Raw genomic sequence first — 22,687 nt, forward strand, 5'->3', positions numbered from 1 at the left:
TGAGGAGTACGCATGGCTGTACAGACCGGACTGGGCGAACCGCGCGGTCCCTGGTTCATCTCGCCGCAGCTCGACCCGGACGGGCGCGGGTGGTGGGATCCGCCCGAGCGTGACCCGGGCGGGCGTCGGCCCCGACGGCTGCTCGCCGCGCTGGCCGTGGTGGCGCTCTCCACCGTCTCGGGCGCCGTCGCCGGGGGCGTGGTAGCCAGCCGGGACGCGGATCCCGGCGCGGCCGCGGCGTCCGCCGCCCCGGTCCCGGCCGAGTTGGTCACCGCGGCCGAACGGACCGTACCCGGGGTGGTGTCGGTGCTGGCCGGGGGTACGACAGCCGGTTCCGCGACCGGCGGGGTGGCGACCGGCGGCCCCGCGACCGGCTCCGGGTTCGCCGTCGACGACCAGCAGCACCTGATCACCAACGATCACATCCTGGCCAAGGGCGGTGGGGGACCGGTGACAGTGGAACTGCCCGACGGCCGACGGTTCGCCGCCGAGGTGGTGGGCCGGGAACCCCGCAGCGACCTGGCCGTGCTGAAGGTGCCGGCGGCGGCCGGGCTCACCCCGTTGCCGATGGCCAAGCCGGGCGCGACCCGGGTCGGTGAACCCGTACTCGCGGTCGGCTCGCCGCTCGGTCTCGCCGGCACTGTCACCGCCGGCATCGTCAGCGCGTTGGACCGCGAGGTGCGGCTGGGCAACAACCGGCACCGCGCGGTGCAGACCGACGCGTCGATCAACCCCGGCAACTCGGGTGGGCCACTCGTCAACGCCCGCGGAGAGGTGGTCGGCGTGAACACCGCCATCGCCACCATCGACGGGAGCGGCTCGATCGGGATCGGGTTCGCCATCCCGATCGACCAGGTGCAGCAGACCGCCGACACGATCATCGGCAAGGGTGGCTGACCTGCGCGGACAGCCGAGGTGCGGCCAGTGTCGGATATCCGGCCGGACGGCATCGGACCATGGAAATATTACTGTCGGTATGGATACTGGCGGAGGTGGAGCGTCCTCTTCTCGCGGTCCTCCTGCTGGTGGGCCTGGTCATCGGATGTGCAGTGGGGTCGGCGTACGCCCGGGCACGACGCGGGTGGAACGACTACCAGACGGTCCGGAAGTCGGTGCCGGGCGCCCGTCGAGGTGCCTGGTCACTGATCCGTGGAGTCGCAGTGAAAGCCGCGGTGATCGCGTTGCTGCTCTTCGGCGCGGTGGCGTACGCGGCGGTCGGCTCCGACGAGGAAACCGCCGGGCGGCCGGCGCCCGGCCACTCCCCGACGCAGCGGGAGACTTCGCACCGATGACCACCGGTGGGTCGTCGCGGGTTAGCCTCGGGGCGTGGACGACGGACTGCGGGTGACCGATCGGTGGATCGTTCCCGCCGGGGAGTTGCGGGAGCGCTTCTCCCGCTCCTCCGGGCCGGGTGGGCAGGGCGTGAACACCGCCGACTCCCGGGTGGAGCTGAGCTACGACCTGGCCAACTCGCCGGCCGTACCCGACTGGCTGCGGTCACGGGCCCTGGCCCGGCTGGCCAACCGCCTGGTCGACGGGGTGCTGACGATCGCCGCGAGTGAGCACCGGGCCCAGCTGGCCAATCGGGAGGCGGCCCGGGAACGGATGACCGCGCTGCTGCGGGAGGCCGCCGCACCTCCACCGCCGCCGCGCCGGGCGACCCGCCCGTCGCGCGGAGCCAAGGAGCGCCGGCTGGCCGAGAAGAAGCGCCAGTCCCAGCGCAAACGGGACCGCCGCGCCGACGGCGAGTAGGCGGCGGTCGAGTCAGGCCGGCACCGCGGCGAGCAGCCGGTCGCGCAGCACGGCGGCCCGGTCGGCGAACCCCCGCTGCGCCGCCGCGTACTCCGCCCGACCGTCCGGGGTCTCCACCCGCACCGGCGGATAGCCGAGTGCCGCCAGGTCGTACGGGCTGGCCCGCATGTCAAGCGTGCGGATCTCCCGGGCCAGTTCGAACGTGTCGGCCACCAGCTCCGACCCGATCAGCGGGGACAACTTGTAGGCCCACTTGTACAGATCCATGTTGGCGTGCAGGCAGCCCGGCTGCTCGTGCGCGTGCTGCGTCTCCCGGGTCGGGGTGAGCACGTTCAACGGTCGGGCCGGCGCTGTGAAGAACCGGAACGCGTCGAAATGGCTGCACCGCACGCCCCGCTCCTCGACGACGGCGGCGGTCCGCTCCGGGGTCAGCCGCAGCGGCCAGGAGTTGTGCCGCAGCTCCTCCCGGGTCTGCCGGTAGACCATCGCCCACTCGTGCATCCCGAAGCAGCCGAGGTGCGGCGCCCGCCCGGCGGTGGCGGCCAGCAGGGAGCGGATCCAGGCGATCGACTCGCCGCGTCGGGCGCGTACCGCATCGGTGTCGAGGGTGACCCCGGCGGTGGTGGCGCGGTAGTCCCGGCCGAATTCGCCCGGATCGGCGCCGCGCAGCTCGACCCCGGCGCCCGGGTGCCAGCGACGCAGCTGGGCCGGGCGGTGCGAGTAGTAGGTGAACAGGAAGTCGGCCACCGGGTGCCGTTCACCGCGCCGCCGCCGGGCCAGGTGCGGGGTCAGCCAGACGTCCACCCGCTCCTCGTGGGCCCGCCGGCGCGCCTGCCACTGCGCCACGTCGAGCACGGCGGGGGCGAGGGCGGCGGTCACGCACCCCAGGGTACGACCGCCGCCCGCGCACCCGGTCAGGGCATGTGCACCCGCACCCCGGCGGAGAACACCCCGCTGCGCAGCTCCAACTGCTCCGGCGGGTCCCGTCCGTCGACGGTGAAGACAAGCGGCAGCACCATCCGACTGCCCGCGGCCATCGGGTCGGCGAAGATGTCCCGACCCAGGTTCGCCGCCCGGGTGGCCGGCTCGTCGGTGCTCACCCAGCGCCCGCCGGGCAGGTAGGCCCGTTGCAGTTGGCCGTGCCAGGGTTGGTGGTCGCCGGTGATGTTGCGCACGCCCACGGTGGCCTGGCAGCGTCGGCCACTGGCTGGCGGGACACCCCCGCCGTCGGTCTTCCCGGCGGTGCCGGGCGCTCCGCACGACATCCGGTAGACGGTGAACTCGAACGCCGACTCGCGAAGTGGCACCCCCACCGGCCCGGTGACCCCGCTACCCACCCACGCGCCGCTGGTGGGCTGCTTCTGCGTGTCGATCGCCGAGACCTGCCGGGTCGCCGTCCAGCCCGCGGTGCCGACGACGCCGGCCAGTACCGCCACGGCCGCACCCACCAACAACCAGACCGGCGGGGTACGCCGACGCCGCGTCGCGCTCGGGGCGGCCGGTCGCGGATAGATCGTTCCGCGACCGCCGTCGGCTCCGCTCCCGCCGCCGGGTCCGCCCCGGCCGGCCAGTGCGGCAGCCGTGACCCGGCCCGCGCGCCGACGTCGCCACACCCACACCAGGGCGGCGCTGACCAGCAGCAGCACCGCCAGTCCGGCGAGCAGCACCGGGTACCGACGCCAGGGGGGTGCCGCGGTGACCTCCGCCGCCGGCGCCGCCGCCGCCTGCCAGGTGGCCGTGGCGCAGTCGTACGGCCGGGTGCCGTCACTCGTGAACGCGCAGGCCGGCGCGGTCAGTGGCTGGCCGGGTGCGGTCGCGGCCAGCGCGGTGCCGAGCGTGGTGCTGCTGTGCGCCGGCAGTCTCAACCGCCAGGTCACCTCGGTGGTGGACCCGCCGGCCGGGGTGGACCGGCCACCGGCGCTGATCGCGGTCGGTGCCGACCCCGCCGGCAACTCCTGCCGCACTGTGGTGTCCACCGGGGCGTTGCCCACGTTGCGCACCTGGATCCGGTACCTCGGTGCCGGGCTGCTCTCCGACGCGACCGCCACCGTGACCTGCTGCGGGGGCGCCGAAGCCGGTGCCCGGGACGGCGGGGCCACCGCCGGTGGCGCTGACGGCGGGGTGGGCTCGGCGGACATCCGCGCGACCACCGCGACCGTCGGATGCGTGCGCTCCGGTGGCGCGGCCGTCGGCACCCCGGTCGGCCCGCCGCCCGGTCGAGCCGCGCCGCCCGGCGGTGGTGTGGGGCCCGGTCGAGCCGCGCCGCCCGGTCGTGGTGTGGTGTCCGGTCGGGCCGCGCTGCCCGGCGGTGGTGTGGGGCCCGGGCGGGCCGCGCCGCCCGGCGGTGGTGTGGCGTCCGGCGGTCGAGCCGGCGCGGCCGGTGGTCGCGAGGTGGCGTCCGGTGGTCGGGCCGTCGCGGCTGGTGGTCGCGGCGCGGCCGACGCCTCCGGCGCCGCCGTTGGCAGGGCCGGCACGGCGGCGAGGATGCCGAGGCAGTGCACGAACACTGCGAGGGCTCTGTGGTGTCGTGTCGATGCAGGCATACGAACGAACCTCCGGAGCCGACGCTAGGGGCGAGCCGCCTCCGTGCGGGTACGAAGTCGGGAACCCCACCCCGGTCACCGCCAGCTCCGGTAAGGTGCCGCGCACTGACGGGTTGCGCACACCCGACGGCCGGTCCTGGCCGGTGGCGGGGTCGGCGGCGCTAGATTGGCCGGGTGCGTATCGCTCGTTTCGCCCATGCCAAGGGAATGTCGTTCGGAGCCGTCGAAGGCGAACCGGAGGCCGGGCCGCAGGGCCTGACCATCGCCGAGATCGAGGGCCACCCGTTCGGCAAACTGTCCTTCAGTGGGGCCCGCTGGGCCCTCTCCGACGTCCGACTGCTCTCGCCGATCCTGCCCAGCAAGGTCGTCTGTGTCGGTCGCAACTACGCCGACCACGCGGCCGAGCTCGGCAACGACGTGCCCAAGGAGCCGCTGCTCTTCCTCAAGCCCTCCACCTCGGTGATCGGCCCCCGGGACGCCATCCGACTGCCGATCTTCTCGAAGCAGGTCGAGCACGAGGCGGAGCTGGCGGTCGTGATCGGGGCGCCGGGTGCGCGTCGCGCCGACCGGGCCGCCGCCGAACGCGCCATCTTCGGCTACACCTGCGCCAACGACGTCACCGCTCGGGACCTTCAGCGTTCCGACGGGCAGTGGACCCGGGCCAAGGGCTTCGACTCCTTCTGCCCGATCGGCCCGTGGATCACCACCGCTCTGGACGTCTCCGACCTGGAGATCCGCTGTGAGGTGGGTCGCAATCCGGAGGAGATGGAGGTACGCCAGCTCGGCCGCACGAAGGACATGGTCTTCGACGTGGCGGGTCTGGTGTCGTACATCTCGCACGTGATGACGCTGCTGCCCGGCGATGTCGTTCTCACCGGCACTCCGGCCGGGGTTAGCCCGCTCGTCGAGGGGGATACGGTCACCGTGCGGATCGAGGGCATCGGCGAGCTCACCAACCCGGTGGTGCCCGTCGCCTGATCCGTCGGATGCCCCCGTCTGCGCAGCTCACGGGCGTTGTGGGGGGATCCGATTTGGCCCGCCGGCACCGGGAGGGTAAAGTTCACTCCCGGCACCGCAAGGGGCCAATGGGGTATGGGGTAATTGGCAGCCCGACTGATTCTGGTTCAGTTAGTCTAGGTTCGAGTCCTGGTACCCCAGCGCTGCTGGAATTCGCGAGAATTCCGGACGCTGGATTCTGACGGAGTTTCACTCCGCCCCCACGGGGCGGAGTGCGCTTCGGTGGAGTGCAGCTCCTCCGCCCGACAGGGTGGGGGAGCGACAATTGGTTCTGGCCCCGTCGTCTAGCGGCCCAGGACGCCGCCCTCTCAAGGCGGTAGCGCCGGTTCGAATCCGGTCGGGGCTACATCGTGCACAGCCCGCCTCACCTGGTGAGGCGGGCTGTTTCGTGTCCATCGGCCGGTGCGCTGCGATGGCCCCACCCCCCGCTCGCGGCCGCTAGTGGTGCCGCTAGACTACTGCCGCACCACCCGCGAGGGTGGTGAACGGAAGAAGTTCTGGCCCCGTCGTCTAGCGGCCCAGGACGCCGCCCTCTCAAGGCGGTAGCGCCGGTTCGAATCCGGTCGGGGCTACAACCAAAGGCTCACCTCGCTGAAGCGAAGTGAGCCTTTCCCGTCTCCCCCACCCCCACCCCCCTGCCCCACCTCCTCCCCGTTGATCATGAAGTTATTGTCACGACACGCCGGAGTGGGGCGCAATAACTTCATGATCAACGCCGAAAGGGGGTGGGGGTGGGGGTTAGAGGCCGGAGAGGCGTTGGCCGGCTCTCACTACCGCCATGGCGTGGCGTTCGCCGGGGCGGCGGCCCAGGCGCTCGATCGGGCCGGAGATGCTGACCGAGGCGATCACGCGGCCGGTGCGGTCGCGGATCGGGGCGGAGACGCTCGCCACACCGGCCTCCCGCTCGGCGACGCTCTGTGCCCAGCCGCGGCGGCGTACCTCGGCCAGGGTGCGGCCAGTGAACTTGCTGCGCGGCAGCAGCGGCATCACCGCCTCCGGCGGCTCCCAGGCGAGCAGGATCTGCGCCGCGGAGCCGGCGGTCATCGGCAGCACCGAGCCGACCGGAACGGTGTCCCGCAGGCCGCTGGCGCGTTCCGCAGCGGCCACGCAGATCCGCTCGTCGGCGCGGCGCAGGTAGAGCTGCGCGCTCTCACCTGTGGCGTCGCGCAGCGCGGCCAGCAACGGCTCGGCGGCGGTCAGCAGGACGTCCGGTGCGGCATTCGCCAGCTCGCCGAGGCGGGGGCCCGGGCGCCATCGGCCCTGGGTGTCCCGGACCAGCATCCGGTGGATCTCCAGGGCCTGTGCCAACCGGTGCGCGGTGGCTCGGGGCAGCTTGGTGCGTTCAACGAGTTCGGCCAGGCTGGCGCCGTCCACGCAGGCGGCCAGGATGACCACCGCCTTGTCGAGAACGCCGACACCGCTCATACTGTGTCCCACAAACCGAAACTTACCTCCCAGAATTTAGGATGTCCAGATGGTGGGAGTCACTCCTGAGCCGAGGACCCTGGCCGAGAAGGTCTGGGACGCGCACGTCGTACGGTCCGCCGCTGGTGAGCCGGATCTGCTCTTCATCGACCTGCACCTGCTGCACGAGGTGACCAGCCCGCAGGCGTTCGACGGGCTGCGGCTCGCCGGGCGCCGGGTGCGTCGTACCGACCTGACCCTCGCGACCGAGGACCACAACACCCCAACCGGGTACGCCGACCCGGCGTTCCGCCTGCGCCGTGGTGACCTGCTCACCATCGAGGACCCCACGTCGCGTACCCAGATCGAGACGCTGCGGCGCAACTGCGCCGAGTTCGGGGTACGACTGCACCCGCTCGGCGACGACAACCAGGGCATCGTGCACGTGATCGGCCCGCAGCTCGGCGTCACCCAACCGGGCATGACGATCGTCTGCGGCGACTCGCACACGGCCACCCACGGCGCGTTCGGCGCGCTCGCCTTCGGTATCGGCACCAGCGAGGTGGAGCATGTGCTGGCCACCCAGACGCTGCCGCAGAGCCGGCCGAAGACGATGGCCGTGAACGTCACCGGGCGACTGTCCCCGGGCGTCACCGCCAAGGACCTGGTGCTGGCGCTGATCACCCAGGTCGGCACCGGTGGCGGGCGTGGGCACATCGTCGAGTACCGGGGCGAGGCGATCGAGGCCCTCTCCATGGAGGGGCGGATGACCATCGCCAACATGTCCATCGAGTGGGGTGCCAAGGCCGGCATGATCGCGCCGGACGAGACCACCTTCGCGTACCTCAAGGGTCGGCCGAACGCGCCCCAGGGCGCGGACTGGGACGCGGCGCTGGCCTGGTGGCGGACGCTGCCCACCGACGAGGGCGCCCGCTTCGACGCCGAGGTGACACTGGACGCCAGCCGGATCACCCCGTTCGTCACCTGGGGCACCAACCCGGGGCAGGGGGCGCCGCTGAGCGCTCCGGTGCCGGACCCGGAGGACTTCGTCACCGACTCGGAGCGCACCGCCGCCCGCCGCGCCCTGGAATACATGGACCTGCGCCCCGGCACCCCGCTGCGGGAGCTGCCCATCGACGTGGTCTTCGTCGGGTCCTGCACCAACGGTCGACTGGAGGACCTGCGGGCCGCCGCCGACGTGCTGCGCGGCCACCGGGTCGCCGACGGGGTCCGGATGCTCGTGGTGCCCGGTTCCGCGGCCGTCCGGGAGGCCGCCGAGGCCGAGGGGCTGGACAAGGTCTTCGCCGACGCCGGGGCCGAGTGGCGATTCGCCGGCTGCTCCATGTGCCTGGGGATGAACCCCGACACGCTGAAGCCGGGCCAGCGCTCGGCCTCCACCTCGAACCGCAACTTCGAGGGCCGTCAGGGCCGGGGTGGGCGTACCCACCTGGTTTCCCCGCCGGTCGCCGCCGCCACCGCCGTGGTCGGCCGGCTGGCCGCCCCCGCCGACCTGTAGAAGGGACTCCAGGAGATGGACAAGTTCACCACCCACACAGGCACGGCAGTGCCGCTGCGGCGGTCCAACGTGGACACGGATCAGATCATCCCGGCCGTGTACCTCAAGCGGGTGACGCGTACGGGCTTCGCCGACGGGTTGTTCAGCGCGTGGCGGGAAGATCCGACATTCGTTCTCAACGATGAGCGCTATTCCGGCGCGTCGATCCTGATCGCCGGCCCGGAGTTCGGCACCGGCTCCTCTCGGGAGCACGCTGTCTGGGCCCTGCGGGACTGGGGCTTCCGGGCGGTGGTGGCACCACGCTTCGGCGACATCTTCCGGGGCAACGCCCTCAAGGAAGGTCTGTTGCCGGTCGAGCTGGAATTGAAAGCCGTCGAAGAGTTGTGGGACCTGGTCGAGGCGGATCCGACCACCCCGGTAACCGTCGACCTGACCGCCCGCCAGCTCCGGGCAGGGGACGCCAACTGGTCGTTCCCGCTTGACGACTTCAGCCGCTGGCGGCTGCTGGAGGGCCTCGACGACATTGGACTCACCCTCCGCCACGCCGCCGACATCGACTCCTACGAGGCCCGGCGACTGCCGTTCCTGCCCTCCGTGGCATAGCCGCACAGCGGATTTCACCCCCATCGGCCCGACCGGTGGGGGTGAATCCGTTACGACACAAGGGCTTTTTTCTACCGAATGTTTGTGTCCCGGCAGCACAGGGCATAACGTGCGCGCAGAATGGCTCGCGACGAGTCAGTTGCACAATCGGGAGGAAGTCGTGAACAAGGCCGAGCTCATCGAGGCGCTCGCCGTTCGCCTGGGGGACCGGAAGACGGCGACGAACGCCCTCGAGGCGGTCCTCACCGAGGTCCAGGCGGCGGTCACCAAGGGCGAGAAGGTGGCGATCACCGGATTCGGAGCGTTTGAAAAGCGTGTGCGTGGTGCGCGAACAGCGCGCAACCCGCGTACCGGCGAGGCGGTGAAGGTCAAGAAGACATCAGTCCCGACCTTCCGCCCCGGCGCCGGGTTCAAGGAGATGGTGGCCAGCGGCAAGGTGCCGAAGGCCACGGTGGCGACGAAGAAGGCCACCACCACCGCCACGGCCAAGACGGCCGGCACCAAGGCGGCGGGCACCAAGGCAACCGCCGCCAAGGCCGCGGGCACCAAGGCAACCGCGGCCAAGGCTGCCAGCAAGAAGACCGCCCCGGCCAAGGCGAGCAAGACCACCACGGCGACCAAGACGGCCGCCAGCAAGAAGACCGCCCCGGCCAAGGCGAGCAAGACCACCACGGCGACCAAGACGGCCGCCAGCAAGAAGACCACCGCGGCGAAGAAGACCACCGCGGCGACCAAGTCGGCAGCGGCGAAGAAGACCACCGCGTCGGCGAGCAAGAGCACGGCGGCAAAGAAGGCGCCGGCGAAGAAGGCTCCGGCCAAGAAGGCGGCCAGCAAGCGCTGACCGACCAGCTCCGGAAAGGGCGTCCACCCGCGGGTGGGCGCCCTTTCGGCGTACGGAGACCGTTGACCCGGTCGGCGCGCTCGCGCAGAATCGCCGTGCCGGCCCCCCTCCGCCGGCCTGCCGACACCGAAATGGGGCGCCGGTGCGCTACCGCCAGGTCACCACCGGGACGCTCGCGCTCGGCGTCATCCTCCTCATCGACGTGCTGCGGGTCTGGCTGCCCGGCATCATCACCATCTTCGGTCAGGCGGCGTCCACCCCGGCCGAGCTGATGGGCGCGTTCGCCCTCTGCTGGTTCGTGCTCCCGCTGGGCGCACCGGCCGTGGTTCGCCGGGTCGGTGCCCGCCCGGTAACGGTTGTCGCGGCCGTCGTGCTCGCCCTCGCCCGGCTCGCGCTCACCACCGCGCCGGGCGGGCGTCCGCAGCTCTGGCTGGCCACCGCCGGGCTGCTCGCCGGGCTCGTCTGGCTGGTCGGCGTCGCCGCCGACACCGACCGTCCGGTCCCGGGGCTGGCGTTGGGGTTCGCTGTCAACGCGGCAGTGCACGCGGTGCTCGACACCGTCGACCTGGTCTGGCGGGGCGACTGGGTGGCCTGGCTGCTCAGCCCCGTCGCGGCGGCGCTGTTCCTGGTCGGTACGGCGCGGCCCGGTAACCGCGCCGGTGCCGGTGGAGCGCGGGCCTGGCTGCTGGCCGGACCCGCACTGCTGTTGGCGGCGATGGTGGCGCTCTCCCCGGCGCTGGCCCGCACCGGAATGTCGTACCTGGTCGCCGTTGACGGTGTGGCGGGTTCGCCGTTGTTCGGCCTGGCGCCGGTACCGGTGGCGGTCGCCGCGTTCCTGTACACCGCGTCGACCCGGCCGCCACGGGGATGGGGCCGCGCGTACGGGCCGGTGGCGTTGCTGGTGGGCGCGGTGCTGTTCGCCCTCGACCGGGGCAACCTGCTGCTGCCCGCGATCCTGCTCGCCGCCGTCGGTCTCGGCGCCTGCCTGGCCCTGACCGACGCCGCCAACGACCCGACGACCAGCCCCACCGCCGGTCCAGCTGACGGGGCCGGTTCCGCTGACGCTGTCGACCACGAGGGGGATGACGGGCGGTGGGCGTCCCGCCGGGGATACGCGGTGGCCACCGGCATGCTGGTCTTCGCGCTGGGTGCCGTCGGGTACTACTCCGCCTACGACCTCGGATATCCCAACGCGGCGGTGCCGGTGGCGGTGGCCGTCCTGGTCGCCGTGGTGGCGTTCACCGCCCGGCCCGCCGTCCAGTGGCTTCCCGGGCCGTTCCCGCCGCTACGGGCCACCACTGCGGTCGCCTCGCTGGCGCTGCTGGCACCGGTGCTCGCCGACGAGATTCCGGTGGCCAGCAACCGGGACGGCCCACCGGAGCGGCTGACCGTTGTGGCGTACAACATCCGGATGGGCTTCGGGCTGGACGGTCGGTTCGACCTGAACGGGCTCACCGAGGTGGTCGACCGGCAACGCCCCGACGTGGTGCTGCTCAGCGAGGTGGACCGCGCCTGGCTGCTCAACGGTGGCCACGACACCCTGGACGTGGTGGCCGACCGGCTCGGCATGCCGTACGTCTTCGGGCCGGCCGCCGACCCGGTCTGGGGTGACGCGGTGCTCAGCCGTTGGCCGATGCGTGATCCGCGTACCCTCCCGCTGGCGGCCGTGGGCGCGCCCACCGGAGCGCAGGCCCTCGCCGTCACGCTGGACCTGGGCGACGACGTCCGTACCGCGGTGGTCAGCACCCATCTGCAACCGCCACCCGGGCAGGGCCCGGTGGTCCAGGCCCGCGCGGTGGCCGACTTCGCCACCCGGTACGCCGCGGGTCGACCGTTGGTGGTGGCCGGAGACATGAACACCGAGCCGGGGGACGAGGCGTTCGGGCAGTTCACGGACGTCGGTCTTGTCGACGCGTTGGCTGCCGCCCGGCCGCTGGCGACCAGCCCCGCGGACGACCCGCGCGAACAGATCGACCACATCTTCGTCTCGGCCGGTCTGAGCCCCAGCGACCCGGTCGCGCCCCGCAGCACGGCCAGCGACCACCTGCCGGTCGCGGTGACGCTGACCCTCCCGCCCCGCTGAGCCGCCCTACAAGCGGTCAGCGGACAACAGGCGGTCGGCGGTGAAGGCGAGCAGCCAACCGCCGCCCTTGGGCGTGGTGAAGTCCTCGTCGGTGCGCCCGGTCAGCCGTTCCAGGGCACCCGGCAGCACCTTGCCCTGGCTGCACACCGCCGCCTGCCCACCGGCGGTGGCCAACTCCAGCAGCCGGGCGGCGGTGGCGAGGATCTGCTCGTCGGCCTGCTGGCCGGGCTGTGGTTCGTCCAGGTCACCGCAGACCTCGATGGGCAGGTCGAGCAGCGCGGCGGCCGGGTCCAGTGTCTGCACGCACCGGCGCGGTGACGCCGACACCAGCCGGGCCGGTCGGATCAGGGCGAGCAGGTCGGCCAGCACGGCCGCCTGGGCCCACCCCTCGGCGTCCAGGGGCCGGCCGACGTCCGGGCCGGACCAGGTGGCCCGCTTGCCGGCGTGCGCGTGCCGGACCAGCGCGAGCGTCGCGGTGACCGCCGGCAGCGCGGCGAACGCCGCCAACACCTCAGCGTCGTGCGGGTAGCTGACCAACTGGATCGCGTCGTCCACCGCCAGCCAGCGGATGTCGTCCACCTCGGTGCCCGGCTGGAAACCCCCGCTGGCGACAGCGAGCATCGACCAGTAGTCGACAAGCTTGGGCTGCCCCTCGCTGTGGTACCGCACCGACGGCAGCCGCACCTGCGGCACGCCCCGCACGTCGGCCTCCTCGGCGACCTCGCGTACGGCGGCGGCGAGCGCGTGCTCACCCGGCTCCAACTTGCCCTTCGGCAGCGTCCAGTCGCCGTAGCGGGGGCGGTGCACCACGCAGACGCGTACGCCGTCGGCGGTCGGCCGCCAGGCCACCCCGCCGGCCGCCCGGATGCCGGTCACGGCAGCCAACTGGTCCGCCGTCGACGGGTGGCCCCGTGCCAGGCGGCCGGGAAGAGGGCCCGCATCCGGCGTACCGACAGGCGTTCCCGTTCGGCCAGCCGCCCGGCGGTCACCGCCAACTCGTGGTCGTCCGGCCGCTCGGCGGCGATCTCCAGCCAGGTGTCCGCCGCCACCGCCGCATCCTGGTGTTCGCCGAGCACGTCCTGCACCCCGGCCAGGGCGCGGGACAGCCGACGCGCGCCCTTGCCGACTGTCGGTGCCACCGCGTTCACCGCGTACCGGGTCTGTTTGCCCTCCTTGCGAACGGCGTGCCAGCGCCCGTCCGGCGACTGGGCGTCGAGCCCGTCGACGCCGTCCGGCCCGGTCAGCCGCCGCCAGGGCCGGGCCACCAGCGCGGGCAACGCCTCCGCCGCGGGGGCAGCCGCGCCACGGGTGAGCCGGGGCGCGCGGGCGGCGAGCACCAGAGCGTCCACCAGAGCCAGGTAACGCGGGGAGCGCAACGCCTTGTCGATGGCGGCGAGCGCCTGCCGCTGCCGTTGCGCGAGCACCTCGTCGAGCCGGTCGACAGCGCCCTGGTCCAGGGGGCTGAGCGGGTCGGCGCTCGCGGTGTCGCGCAACCGCTTGCGCAGCACCTCGGCGTCGCGGGCCGCGCCGAGGACACCGGCCAGCCAGCGCAGCTCGTCGCGCAGCGGGCGGGACCAGGTCTTGCGGATCAGCGACTTGAAGGTACGCAGGTCACTGCGTAGGCGACGGCAGGCCACCCGCATCTGGTGCACGCCGGAGTCGCCGCCGCCCGCGGGGGCGCGCAGCCGGACCAGCGGATCGTGCGCCAACAGCCGGTGGATCTCCTTGCGGATCGACTCGGTAACCACCTCGCCGGCGCTCGGCTCTGCGGTCAACCCGGCCGGCGCGACCAGGTCCGGGTCGGCCTGCGCCGACGCGCCCAACGCTCGGACGTGCTTCGGGGTGAACGTGCCGCTCTGGGCGCCCGCCTCGCGCAGCACCGCGCCGAGCCGGTCGAGCAGCGCCCGGTCGCCGGCCTTGCGTTCCACCTCCAGCTCACGGAACGCGCCGGTGGTGGTGCCGGCTTCGTCGAGCACTGTCACCCGGTCGTCCACCACCTCGGCGAGCACCGCGCCGGCCCTGTCACACACCTCGTACGCGTGCCGGACCGTCCGCACCACGGTCACCGGGGCCAGCGGGGCGCCCCGGTGCAGGACGGTGACCAACTCCACAAGCTCCGGCGGCGGCTGGCCCTTCGGCCCGGGGCGGGAGACCTCGTGCCGGACGCCCGGCGTCCCGGTCGGCAGCTTCACCGTCCAGGGCAGCTCGTCGCCCCGGCGGTGGCGCAGCGAGGCACCGGCACGGGCCAGCCGCAGGTCGACGGTGTCGAGGTAGCGGGCGACGAGCGTCACCGGTGGCAGCACCCGGACCCGACCTCCGGCCGGGGCCGCGCCGGTCAGGTCCGGCAGCACGTAGGCGTCGTCCACCTCGTACTTCTGCTCCTCCTCGACCATCAGCTCAGCCTAGGCGTTGATCGGTCACCTGGCCGTGCCACCGACCCGGCGCAGCAGTAGTTCCTGCAGGTGGGCCCGCGCTTTCGCGTCTTCGCCGGTACGCCGGGTCCAGCTGCCGTCGCCGGCCAGTTCGAACGCGTCCACGTCGGGACTCATCGCGGCGGTCAGCACCTGGTCCAGTTCGGCGCGGGCGACCGGGTCGCTCACCTGCACCAGCGCCTCCACCCGACGGTCGAGGTTGCGGTGCATCAGGTCGGCGGAGCCCATCCAGAACTCGGCCTCGCCGTTGTTGCCGAACCGGAAGACCCGGGAGTGCTCCAGGAACCGACCGAGGATCGAGCGGACGCGGATGTTCTCCGACAACCCGGGCACCCCCGGTCGCAGTGTGCACATGCCCCGGATGAGCAGGTCGACGTGTACACCGGCCTGGGAGGCCCGGTACAGCGCGTCGGTCACCCCCTCGTCGACCAGCGAGTTGACCTTGAACTGCACCAGACCGGGCATGCCCAGCCGGACGTGCGAGATCTCCCGCTCGATCCGCTCGATGAGTCCGCTGCGGATGCCCTGCGGGGCGACAAGCAACCGCCGGTACGCGGTCTGTCGGCTGTACCCGGTGAGCACGTTGAACAGGTCGGTCAGGTCCGCGCCGATCTCCGGGTCGGCGGTCAGCATGCCGAAGTCCTCGTACATCCGGGCGGTCTTCGGGTGGTAGTTGCCGGTGCCGATGTGGCAGTAGCGGCGGATCTGGTTGCCCTCCTGGCGGACCACGAGCGCTGTCTTGCAGTGCGTCTTCAGGCCGACCAGGCCGTACACCACGTGACAGCCGGCCCGTTCCAGCGTGCGCGCCCAGCCGATGTTCGCCACCTCGTCGAACCGGGCCTTCACCTCCACGAGCACCACCACCTGCTTGCCGGCGGCGGCAGCGTCGACAAGCGCGTCGACGATCGGGGAGTCGCCGCTGGTGCGGTAGAGGGTCTGCTTGATGGCCAGCACGTTCTCGTCGGCGGCGGCCTGCTCGATGAAGCGCTGCACGCTTGTGGCGAACGAGTGGTACGGGTGGTGCACCAGGATGTCGCCGTCGCGCAGGGTGGCGAAGACGCTGCGCGGCACCTCACCCTCGGCGAGCCGGGGATGGGTGGCCGGCACGAACGGCGGATCCTTGAGGTCCGGCCGGTCGGCCTCGCCGTAGACCTGCCACAACGCGGACAGGTCGAGCAGCCCGGGCACCCGCAGCACGTCCTGGTCGTTCATGTCCAGTTCGCGGACGAGCAGCTCAAGCATGTGATCGGAGATGGACGCGGCGGCCTCCAGGCGGACCGGGGGGCCGAACCGGCGCCGGGCCAACTCCCGTTCCAGGGCCTGGAGCAGATCCTCGTCGCGGTCCTCGTCGACCTCCACCTCGGCGTTGCGGGTGACCCGGAACAGGTGGCACTCGACCACCTGCATGCCGCTGAACAGCTGCCCCAGGTGCACCGAGATCAGGTCTTCCACCGGCAGCATCCGCACGCCCGGCTGGTCCCGGTCCACCCGGACGAAGCGGGGCACGTTGTTCGGCACCTTCACCCGAGCGAACAGCTCCGAACCGCCGTCGGGGTCGCGTACCGCCACCGCCAGGTTCAGCGACCGCCCGGAGATGTACGGGAACGGGTGCGCCGGGTCCACCGCGAGCGGGGTCAGCACCGGGAAGATGTGCTCCCGGAAGTAGGTGCGCAACCGCTCCCGTTCGGGGTCGCCCAGCTCACCCCAGCGCAGGATGCGGATGCCCTCCTCGGCAAGCTTGGGCAGCACGTCGTCGACGAAGCAGGCGGCGTGCCGGGCGCCCAGCTCGGCGGTCCGCTCGGCGATCATCTCCAACTGGGTACGCAGGGGCAGCCGGTCCCCGCCGCGCACCGGCAGACCGGCGGAGAGCCGCCGCTTCAGCCCGGCGATGCGCACCATGTAGAACTCGTCCAGGTTGCTGGCGAAGATCGCCAGGAACTTGGCCCGTTCCAGCAGCGGGGTGCGCTGGTCCTCGGCCAGGGCGAGCACCCGGGCGTTGAAGTCGAGCCAGGACAGCTCCCGGTTGAGGAAACGGTCCTCCGGCAGCGGCCGGGCCGCCTCGTCCTCGTCCTCGTCCCCGGCCGGCAGGTCACTCGGCAGGACCGGATGGACGGCACCGGCGCCCGGCCCGTCCGCCTCGACGGCCGCCGGAGGGTCGAGGACCTCGTCCAGCCCGGAGGAGGCACCACCGGGATCGTCGGCGAGGGTGTCGGCGCGGGCGGCACCGGCCCGTTCGGCGCGGGACGGGCGGAAGCGGCCGTCGGTGCCGCGTACGCGGGAACCGTTGCGGAGGTCGGTGGCGGGCGGGCGGGCCGGTTGCTCGCGAGGGGTGCTCACCCGCTCATAATCACCCGATTACGGTAAACGCAAAATGAACTTGGGCTCGCCGGCTCAGATCATCGTCGGCAATGTCACCCGGACGACCTCGCCGTCGGGATCGGTGTCGATGCGAACCCGCTGGCCGAGCCGGAGTAACCGCAGCCCGGAGGCGTCGAAGGCCCGCGCGGGGAAGCGCATCTCGGTGCCGTCGTCGAGCAGCAGGACCCCGCTGCGCGTCGCCGCGTCATAGCTGGCCACCGTGCCCTGCATGCTGGCACCGTACACCCGGAGGTCAGCCCACCGGGCGGGCCGGGCGGTTCAGTCCGCGCCGGGCGGGCTTGTGGGTCAGCCCGGGCCGGGCGGGCCGAGCGGGTCAGCCCGCGGAGCGGGCCGGGCGGCCGGCGGTGACCAGCGCGGCGGTGCGTGGCCCCAGCCCGAGCCGGGCGGCGGCGGTCAGGTCCGCGGCGGTGTCCACGTCCCGGCGCAGGCTGGGCCAGTCGCCGTTGAGCGGCAGCGCCCCGCTCGCCGCGTGCGCTACCGCCGAGCCCACCCCGAAGCGGGGGTCAAGTGGTACCCCCGGCGGCGCGGTGAGCAGCACGGTGCCGCTGCCGGGTGCGTCGGGCACGAAACGGCGTACCGCGGGTCGCCCGTTCTGCGCCGCGAGCAGTGCGCCGGCCAACTCGGCGGGGCGCAGCGCCGGCAGGTCCGCCGTGAGCCCGGCCACCCACCCGGCCGTGGTCGCTGTCGCGCCGTGCCGGAACGCGGCGTTCAGCCCGGCGGCCGGTTCGTCGGGCAGCACCCGCGCGCCGGCGGCCCGCGCCGCCCCCGCCACCCGGGCGTCGTCGGTCACCACCAGGGCCTCGGCGACCGCCGGGCAGGCCAGCACCGCGCGGAGCGTGTCGGCCGCCAGGGCCAGCGCCAGTTCCTCGTGCGGTACGCCCGGCAGTGCGCCCCGCAGCCGGCTCTTTGCCGCGGCCAGTTGCTTCACCGGCACCACCACGGCCCACCTCGGCTGACTCACGCCCGCAATCCTGCCAGCCGGACGGCGGGACCCTCGCTGGCCGTACCGGGGGCGAGCAGGCATGATTTCCGCTGCGGGTGTCGCGGGCGGGTTTCGCGGCCGGGGTTGGGGCGCGACGAGGAGGCAGAGTGGCACGGCGGAGGCTGGGGTTCTGGCAACGGTTCGCCGTGGGGCTGGTGAAGCCGGTGATGACGGTATGGACCCGCCGGACCTGGCGTGGCCAGGAGCACCTTCGACGCGACGGCGGCATCATCATCGTGGCGAACCACATCTCCCACGCCGACCCGCTGGTCTCCGCGCACTTCATCTATGACTCCGGACGTTGGCCGCAGTACCTGGGCAAGGCCAGCGTGTTCCGGGTGCCGGTGGTCGGCTGGATCCTGCACCGGTGCCTGCAGATCCCGGTCGAGCGGGGCAGCGTCGACGCGGTCCGCTCGCTGGACTCCCTGGTCGCCGCGCTCGACCAGGGTGGCGCCGTGGTGATCTACCCGGAGGGCACCACCACCCGACAGCCCGAGCTGTGGCCGATGAAGGCCAAGACCGGTGCCGCCCGGCTGGCCCTGGCCACCGGCGCTCCCGTGGTACCGGTGGTGATGTGGGGACCGGAGCGGCTCTTCGACCCCCGGACCAGCCGTGTCAACCCGCGTCCCCGGATCCCGGTGACGGTTGTCGCCGGAGCACCTATCGACCTGAGCCGGTGGGCGGACGCCCAGCCGACCCGGGTCACCCTCGAGGAGATGACGGACACCATCATGCTGCGGCTGCGGGACATGCTCGGCGAGGTCCGTGGCGGCACCCCGCCGCCGCTGTGGGAGCGACCTGCCCGGTCCTCCGCCAGCCGCGACCGGCAGGGTGAAGCGGCGTGAACGGGCGACACGTCGGACCTGGCACCGGTGTGGTTCCGGCCGTCCCGACGCGTTCGGGAGCGGTCGCGTGACCGGCCACGTCGCGGTGCTCGGTGCCGGTTCGTGGGGCACCGCGTTCGCCAAGATCCTCGCCGACGCGGGCCGGGACGTGACGGTGTGGGCCCGCCGTGCGCCGGTCGCCGAGAGCATCCGCACCGAGCGCCGCAACCCGGAGTACCTGCCCGGTGTGCTGCTGCCGGCCCGGGTCACCGCCACCGGCGACGCGGCCGAGGCGATCACCGGCGCCGAGGTGGTGGTGCTGGCCGTGCCGTCGCAGACCCTGCGCGGCAACCTCGCCGAGTGGGCCGGGCATCTGCACCCCGACTCGACCCTCGTGTCGCTGATGAAGGGCATCGAACTCGGCACCACCAAACGGATGAGCGAGGTCATCGTGGAGACCGCCGGGGTCGCCGCGGACCGGGTGGTAGTGGTCTCCGGCCCGAACCTGGCGCCGGAGATCGCCGCCGAGCAGCCCGCCGCGACAGTGGTCGCCGGGACGAACAGCCACCGCACAGTGCTCGTGCAGTCGTCGATCCGGACGCCCTACCTGCGCCCGTACACGAACGACGACGTGATCGGTTGTGAGCTGGGCGGGGCGGTCAAGAACGTGATCGCGCTGTCGTACGGCATCGCCACCGCTATGGGTTTCGGCGACAACACCCGGGCCATGCTGATGACCCGGGGGCTGGCCGAGACGGCCCGGCTGGGCGTGGCACTCGGCGCGGACCCGATCACCTTCGCCGGCCTCGCGGGCATGGGGGACCTGGTCGCCTCCTGCTCGTCCCCGCTCGCCCGCAACCGCACCTTCGGCGAGCATCTGGGCCGTGGTGAGACGCTGGAGCAGGCCCAGGCCGCCACCCGGCAGACCGCCGAGGGTGTGAAGAGTTGCCTGGCGATCCGGGACCTCGCCCGGGCGCACGGTGTGGAGATGCCGATCACCGAGCACGTCGAGCGGATCTGCCATGAGGGGATGGATCCACGCCTCGCCGTGGAGACCCTGATGAGCCGGACCGCCAAACCCGAGTCGTATGAGTGAGGAACCAATGAGCGAACTTGGTGACGGCACCCGCTGCGTACGCGCCGGTCTGCCGGAGCCGGCCCCGGGGGACCCGTTCCTGCCCGGCCCGGTGTTCGCCGCGCCGTACCACCTCGACCCGTGGCAGGGGCAGGGCAGCTCGCCAAACGGCTACGGCCGCCCGGACAACCCGACCCGACGGCTGCTGGAGGCCGCGGTGGGCGAGTTGGAGGGCGGCGACTGCCGGGTCTTCGCCAGCGGTCAGGCCGCCATCACGGGGACGCTGCTCACCCTGCTGCGCCCGGGGGACACAGTGGTGCTGCCCGCCGACGGGTACTTCCCCGTCCGGGCCTTCGCCACCGCCGTGTTGGAGACGATCGGCGTGCGGGTGCTCTTCGTGCCGACAGTGGGGCCGTACCCGTCCTTCGAGGGCGTCCGGCTGGTGCTTGTCGAGACCCCGGCCAACCCGGGCCTGGACGTTGTCGACGTGGCCGCCCTGGCGCAGCAGGCGCATGCCGCGGGCGCCCTGCTCGCCGTCGACAACACCACCGCCACCCCGCTGGGGCAGCGCCCGCTCGACCTCGGCGCGGACCTGGTGGTGGCCTCCGGCACGAAGGCGCTCACCGGTCACTCGGATCTGCTGCTCGGCTACCTGGCCAGTCGCTCCGTCGAGGTGATCGAGGCGGTGACGACCTGGCGTACCGGCACGGGTTCGGTCCCGGGCGCGTTCGACGCCTGGCTGGCACACCGGTCGCTGGCCACCCTCGACCTGCGCCTGGCCCGGCAGAGCGCGAACGCCGCCGCCGTCACCGACCTGCTCGCCGACCGGTCGGACGTCGCCGGGTTGCGGTGGCCGGGGCGGCCGGACGACCCGGCGTACGCGGTGGCCTCGGCGCAGATGCGCCGGATGCCCGGGGTGCTCTCCTTCGACCTGGGTACCGCCGAGCGGGTGGGTCGATTCGTCGAGGCCGCTCGGCTGGTGGTGGCGGCGACCTCCTTCGGTGGCCTGCACACCACCGCGGACCGGCGGGCGCAGTGGGGTGACGACACCGCGCCCGGTTTCGTCCGGCTGTCCTGCGGGGTGGAGGACACCCCCGACCTGGTGGCCGACATCGCCGCCGCGCTGGACGCGGCCGGGCCGCGTTGACCGTTCCGGCGACAAACCCCGACCGGTCCGCCCTGATCAGCCGGCTGCGGGCCGCCGGCTGCGTCTACGCCGAGGACGAGGCCGACCTGTTGCTGGCCGCGGCCGACTCACCGGCGATGTTGGCCGACCTGACCGACCGTCGGGTGGCGGGTGAGCCGCTTGAGTACCTGCTCGGCTGGGCGGAGTTCTGCGGTCTGCGGATCGCCGTCGACGCCGGCGTCTTCGTGCCCCGCGGTCGGACGGCCCTGTTGGTCGAGGTGGCCGCCGGGTTGACCGGCCCGGCTCCGGCGGTGGTCGACCTGTGTTGCGGCTCCGGGGCGACCACTGTCGCGTTGGCGCACCGGCTCGCGCCGCGCTGGCTGGCCGCCGCCGACATCGACCCGGCGGCCGTGGCGTGTGCGCGCCGCAACCTGGCCGGCCTGAACGCCGAGGTGTACGAGGGTGACCTGTTCGCGCCGCTGCCGCCGCAGTGGCGGGGTCGGCTGGACCTCGTCCTCTGCAACGCCCCCTACGTGCCGACCGACGCGGTGGCGCTGATGCCGCCGGAGGCGCGGTTGCACGAGGCCCCGGTGGCGCTCGACGGCGGGCCGGACGGGCTCTCCGTGCTGCGCCGGGTGGCTGTCGAGGCGGCCGAGTGGTTGGCGCCGGGTGGGCACCTGGTGGTCGAGGCCGGCGTCACCCAGGTGGACGCGCTCGCTGCGGCCTTCGAGGACGCTGGCCTGCTGCCCACCGTCCGGCACGACGACGACCTAGACGCCACCGCACTCCTAGCCCGCCGCCCAACCGGTTGATCATGGAGTTGTGGTGTCCAGTTGGGCCAACAACACGGTGTTCGTCCCCCACCACAACTCCATGATCGACAGGGGAGGGGCGGGGTGAGGTGGTCGGGCGTGACGGGGGAGCGGGGTTGGCACTAGCCTCGGCTCACACTCATGACGGGCGGGAGGCGGTTTCGGTGGGCAGCGCAGGGGTGCCGGTGGTCGTCGGGCTCGACAACGGCGGCACCAGCAACAACGCCACAGTGCTGACGGTGGACGGCCGCTTCCTGGTGGACGGGCTGTTGGAGATCCCCAGCGAGGTGCGGTCCGGACCGGAGGCGGCGATCGAGGCGCTGGCCCGGGCGTTCGACGGCGCGCTGGCGCAGACCGGCGTGCCGCGTGAGCTGGTCCGGGCGGTGGGCCTCGACACTCCCGGCCCGGCCAGCGCCGACGGCGTCATCTCGTCGCGGGGTTCCACGAACTTCTCCCAGCCGGCGTGGCGGGGCTTCGACGTGCGGGGCGCGTTGCAGCGCCGGCTCGGCCTGCCGGTGATCTACCACAACGACGGCAACGCCGCCGCGCTCTACGCCCACCACGTGCACTTCGGCGACGACGCGATGAACCGCTCGTCGGTCTCCGCGATCGTCGGCACCGGTCTCGGCGGCGGTGTGGTCGAGAGCGGCCGGGTGATCGCCGGCGCCGCCGGGATGGCCGGGGAGCTTGGTCACGTGCACATCCCGCTGGGCGGGCTGATCGGCCCGGGGCAGTCGGAGCCCACCTGCGCCTGCGGCTTCACCGGGGACGTGGAGAGCATCGCCTCGCTTACCGGCATCGAACGCAACCTGCTGCCGTACTGGTTGACCCGCTATCCCGACCACCCGCTCGCGGCCGAGCCGGTGGCCCGCGCGGCGAAGTTGGTCCGGGGGTACGGCGAGCGGGGGGACGCCCTCGCGCGGGACCTCTTCACCCAGCAGGCGATGGCGCTGGGCCGGCTGTTCACCCTCGCGGCCAACTTCACCGATCCGCACGCCTACTTCGTCGGCGGTGGGGTGGTGGAGGCGGCGGCGGAGTTCCGCGACTGGTTCCTGGCGACGGTCCGCGAGCACACCGTGCTGCGCGAGGAGCAGGCGGCGGTCGCCACCTTCGCCCTGGTGCCGGAGCGGGACATGGCCGGTGCCCGGGGCGTGGCGATCGCGGCGTTGGAGACGCTGCGTGCCGTCCCGGAGCCCCGACCGCTTGTCGCCTGAGGTCAGGCCCGCGCGGCTGTCGCGCCGTCATCAGGACCGTCTCGGGCGGTGACCATCGGTCAGTGCCGTGGGTGCGGAAGCGGT

The 22,687-nt window shown here is 73.0% G+C and carries 21 protein-coding genes and 3 tRNA genes; 16 read left to right on the forward strand and 8 right to left on the reverse strand.

Features of this window, described 5'->3' with window-relative positions; translation table 11 throughout:
- Positions 1–12: 12 nt before the first annotated feature.
- The 3 genes from AB0B86_RS15785 to arfB all read left to right on the forward strand — a co-directional run bounded on the left by AB0B86_RS15785 (position 13) and on the right by arfB (position 1,752).
- A complete protein-coding gene (locus AB0B86_RS15785) occupies positions 13–897 on the forward strand; it encodes a trypsin-like peptidase domain-containing protein (protein ID WP_357413736.1) in 885 nt (294 codons plus the stop codon).
- Between the two features lie 95 nt (positions 898–992).
- Positions 993–1,292, forward strand: coding sequence for a hypothetical protein (locus AB0B86_RS15790; protein ID WP_357413734.1), 300 nt, complete (start codon positions 993–995; stop codon positions 1,290–1,292).
- A 34-nt stretch (positions 1,293–1,326) separates the two neighbouring features.
- Entirely contained in the window at positions 1,327–1,752 is a 426-nt protein-coding gene (gene arfB, locus AB0B86_RS15795) for an alternative ribosome rescue aminoacyl-tRNA hydrolase ArfB (protein ID WP_357413732.1), read from the forward strand.
- A gap of 12 nt (positions 1,753–1,764) precedes the next feature.
- On the opposite strand, the gene AB0B86_RS15800 is transcribed toward arfB, so the two are convergent.
- Together AB0B86_RS15800 and AB0B86_RS15805 are read right to left on the reverse strand one after the other, a co-directional pair.
- Entirely contained in the window at positions 1,765–2,631 is an 867-nt protein-coding gene (locus AB0B86_RS15800) for a 3-methyladenine DNA glycosylase (protein ID WP_357413730.1), read from the reverse strand.
- Between the two features lie 35 nt (positions 2,632–2,666).
- Positions 2,667–4,295 carry a hypothetical protein gene (locus AB0B86_RS15805; protein ID WP_357418356.1) on the reverse strand — a complete coding sequence of 543 codons (1,629 nt, stop codon included), beginning with the start codon at positions 4,293–4,295 and terminating at the stop codon, positions 2,667–2,669.
- A 174-nt stretch (positions 4,296–4,469) separates the two neighbouring features.
- Here AB0B86_RS15805 and AB0B86_RS15810 point away from each other — a divergent pair, with 174 nt between their 5' ends.
- From AB0B86_RS15810 to AB0B86_RS15825, 4 genes are all read left to right on the forward strand, one after another.
- Positions 4,470–5,273 carry a fumarylacetoacetate hydrolase family protein gene (locus AB0B86_RS15810; RefSeq protein ID WP_357411696.1) on the forward strand — a complete coding sequence of 268 codons (804 nt, stop codon included), beginning with the start codon at positions 4,470–4,472 and terminating at the stop codon, positions 5,271–5,273.
- Positions 5,274–5,381: 108 nt separating this feature from the next.
- Positions 5,382–5,453: transfer RNA gene (locus AB0B86_RS15815), tRNA-Gln, on the forward strand.
- A gap of 132 nt (positions 5,454–5,585) precedes the next feature.
- Positions 5,586–5,658: transfer RNA gene (locus tag AB0B86_RS15820), tRNA-Glu, on the forward strand.
- Between the two features lie 153 nt (positions 5,659–5,811).
- Positions 5,812–5,884: transfer RNA gene (locus AB0B86_RS15825), tRNA-Glu, on the forward strand.
- A 166-nt stretch (positions 5,885–6,050) separates the two neighbouring features.
- Here the strand turns inward: AB0B86_RS15825 and AB0B86_RS15830 are convergent.
- Entirely contained in the window at positions 6,051–6,737 is a 687-nt protein-coding gene (locus AB0B86_RS15830) for an IclR family transcriptional regulator (RefSeq protein WP_007456408.1), read from the reverse strand.
- 49 nt (positions 6,738–6,786) lie between these two features.
- On the opposite strand from AB0B86_RS15830, the gene leuC reads away from it, so the two are divergent.
- The 4 genes from leuC (at position 6,787) to AB0B86_RS15850 (ending at position 11,759) form a co-directional block, all read left to right on the forward strand.
- Positions 6,787–8,232, forward strand: a complete 1,446-nt coding sequence (gene leuC, locus AB0B86_RS15835) for a 3-isopropylmalate dehydratase large subunit (protein WP_357411697.1) — start codon at positions 6,787–6,789, stop codon at positions 8,230–8,232.
- A gap of 15 nt (positions 8,233–8,247) precedes the next feature.
- Positions 8,248–8,835 (forward strand): 3-isopropylmalate dehydratase small subunit, encoded by a 588-nt coding sequence (gene leuD / locus AB0B86_RS15840; protein ID WP_357411698.1) that lies wholly within the window; start codon positions 8,248–8,250, stop codon positions 8,833–8,835.
- 160 nt (positions 8,836–8,995) lie between these two features.
- The gene (locus AB0B86_RS15845) at positions 8,996–9,676 is read left to right on the forward strand and encodes an HU family DNA-binding protein (protein ID WP_357411699.1); all 681 of its coding nucleotides are present in this window, start codon (positions 8,996–8,998) and stop codon (positions 9,674–9,676) included.
- 142 nt (positions 9,677–9,818) lie between these two features.
- Entirely contained in the window at positions 9,819–11,759 is a 1,941-nt protein-coding gene (locus AB0B86_RS15850; RefSeq protein ID WP_357411700.1) for an endonuclease/exonuclease/phosphatase family protein, read from the forward strand.
- Between the two features lie 6 nt (positions 11,760–11,765).
- Here AB0B86_RS15850 and AB0B86_RS15855 read toward each other — a convergent pair whose 3' ends face one another.
- The 5 genes from AB0B86_RS15855 to cofC form a co-directional block, all read right to left on the reverse strand.
- Positions 11,766–12,644 carry an NUDIX hydrolase gene (locus tag AB0B86_RS15855; RefSeq protein ID WP_357411701.1) on the reverse strand — a complete coding sequence of 293 codons (879 nt, stop codon included), beginning with the start codon at positions 12,642–12,644 and terminating at the stop codon, positions 11,766–11,768.
- Positions 12,632–14,152: a CYTH and CHAD domain-containing protein gene (locus AB0B86_RS15860; protein ID WP_357418360.1), complete on the reverse strand. Its 1,521-nt coding sequence runs from the start codon at positions 14,150–14,152 to the stop codon at positions 12,632–12,634. Before AB0B86_RS15860 ends, AB0B86_RS15855 begins: the two co-directional genes overlap by 13 nt.
- A 24-nt stretch (positions 14,153–14,176) precedes the next feature.
- Positions 14,177–16,528, reverse strand: coding sequence for an RNA degradosome polyphosphate kinase (locus AB0B86_RS15865; RefSeq protein WP_357411703.1), 2,352 nt, complete (start codon positions 16,526–16,528; stop codon positions 14,177–14,179).
- 54 nt (positions 16,529–16,582) lie between these two features.
- Entirely contained in the window at positions 16,583–16,780 is a 198-nt protein-coding gene (locus AB0B86_RS15870; RefSeq protein WP_030335323.1) for a hypothetical protein, read from the reverse strand.
- A 103-nt stretch (positions 16,781–16,883) separates the two neighbouring features.
- Positions 16,884–17,531, reverse strand: coding sequence for a 2-phospho-L-lactate guanylyltransferase (cofC, locus tag AB0B86_RS15875; RefSeq protein ID WP_357411704.1), 648 nt, complete (start codon positions 17,529–17,531; stop codon positions 16,884–16,886).
- A 128-nt stretch (positions 17,532–17,659) separates the two neighbouring features.
- Between cofC and AB0B86_RS15880 the strand changes: the two genes are divergently transcribed.
- The 5 genes from AB0B86_RS15880 (at position 17,660) to AB0B86_RS15900 (ending at position 22,603) form a co-directional block, all read left to right on the forward strand.
- Positions 17,660–18,397 carry a lysophospholipid acyltransferase family protein gene (locus AB0B86_RS15880; RefSeq protein WP_357411705.1) on the forward strand — a complete coding sequence of 246 codons (738 nt, stop codon included), beginning with the start codon at positions 17,660–17,662 and terminating at the stop codon, positions 18,395–18,397.
- A 67-nt stretch (positions 18,398–18,464) separates the two neighbouring features.
- Complete coding sequence (locus tag AB0B86_RS15885; protein WP_357411706.1) at positions 18,465–19,472, forward strand: NAD(P)H-dependent glycerol-3-phosphate dehydrogenase; 1,008 nt, start codon at positions 18,465–18,467, stop codon at positions 19,470–19,472.
- 7 nt (positions 19,473–19,479) lie between these two features.
- Positions 19,480–20,598, forward strand: coding sequence for a cystathionine gamma-lyase (locus AB0B86_RS15890; protein ID WP_357411707.1), 1,119 nt, complete (start codon positions 19,480–19,482; stop codon positions 20,596–20,598).
- Positions 20,595–21,389 (forward strand): putative protein N(5)-glutamine methyltransferase, encoded by a 795-nt coding sequence (locus AB0B86_RS15895; RefSeq protein ID WP_357411708.1) that lies wholly within the window; start codon positions 20,595–20,597, stop codon positions 21,387–21,389. Before AB0B86_RS15890 ends, AB0B86_RS15895 begins: the two co-directional genes overlap by 4 nt.
- Positions 21,390–21,553: 164 nt before the next feature.
- Entirely contained in the window at positions 21,554–22,603 is a 1,050-nt protein-coding gene (locus AB0B86_RS15900) for an ROK family protein (protein WP_357411709.1), read from the forward strand.
- The last annotated feature ends 84 nt before the right edge of the window (positions 22,604–22,687 follow it).

Source organism: Micromonospora sp. NPDC049047, from assembly GCF_040649135.1.
GTDB lineage: Bacteria > Actinomycetota > Actinomycetes > Mycobacteriales > Micromonosporaceae > Micromonospora.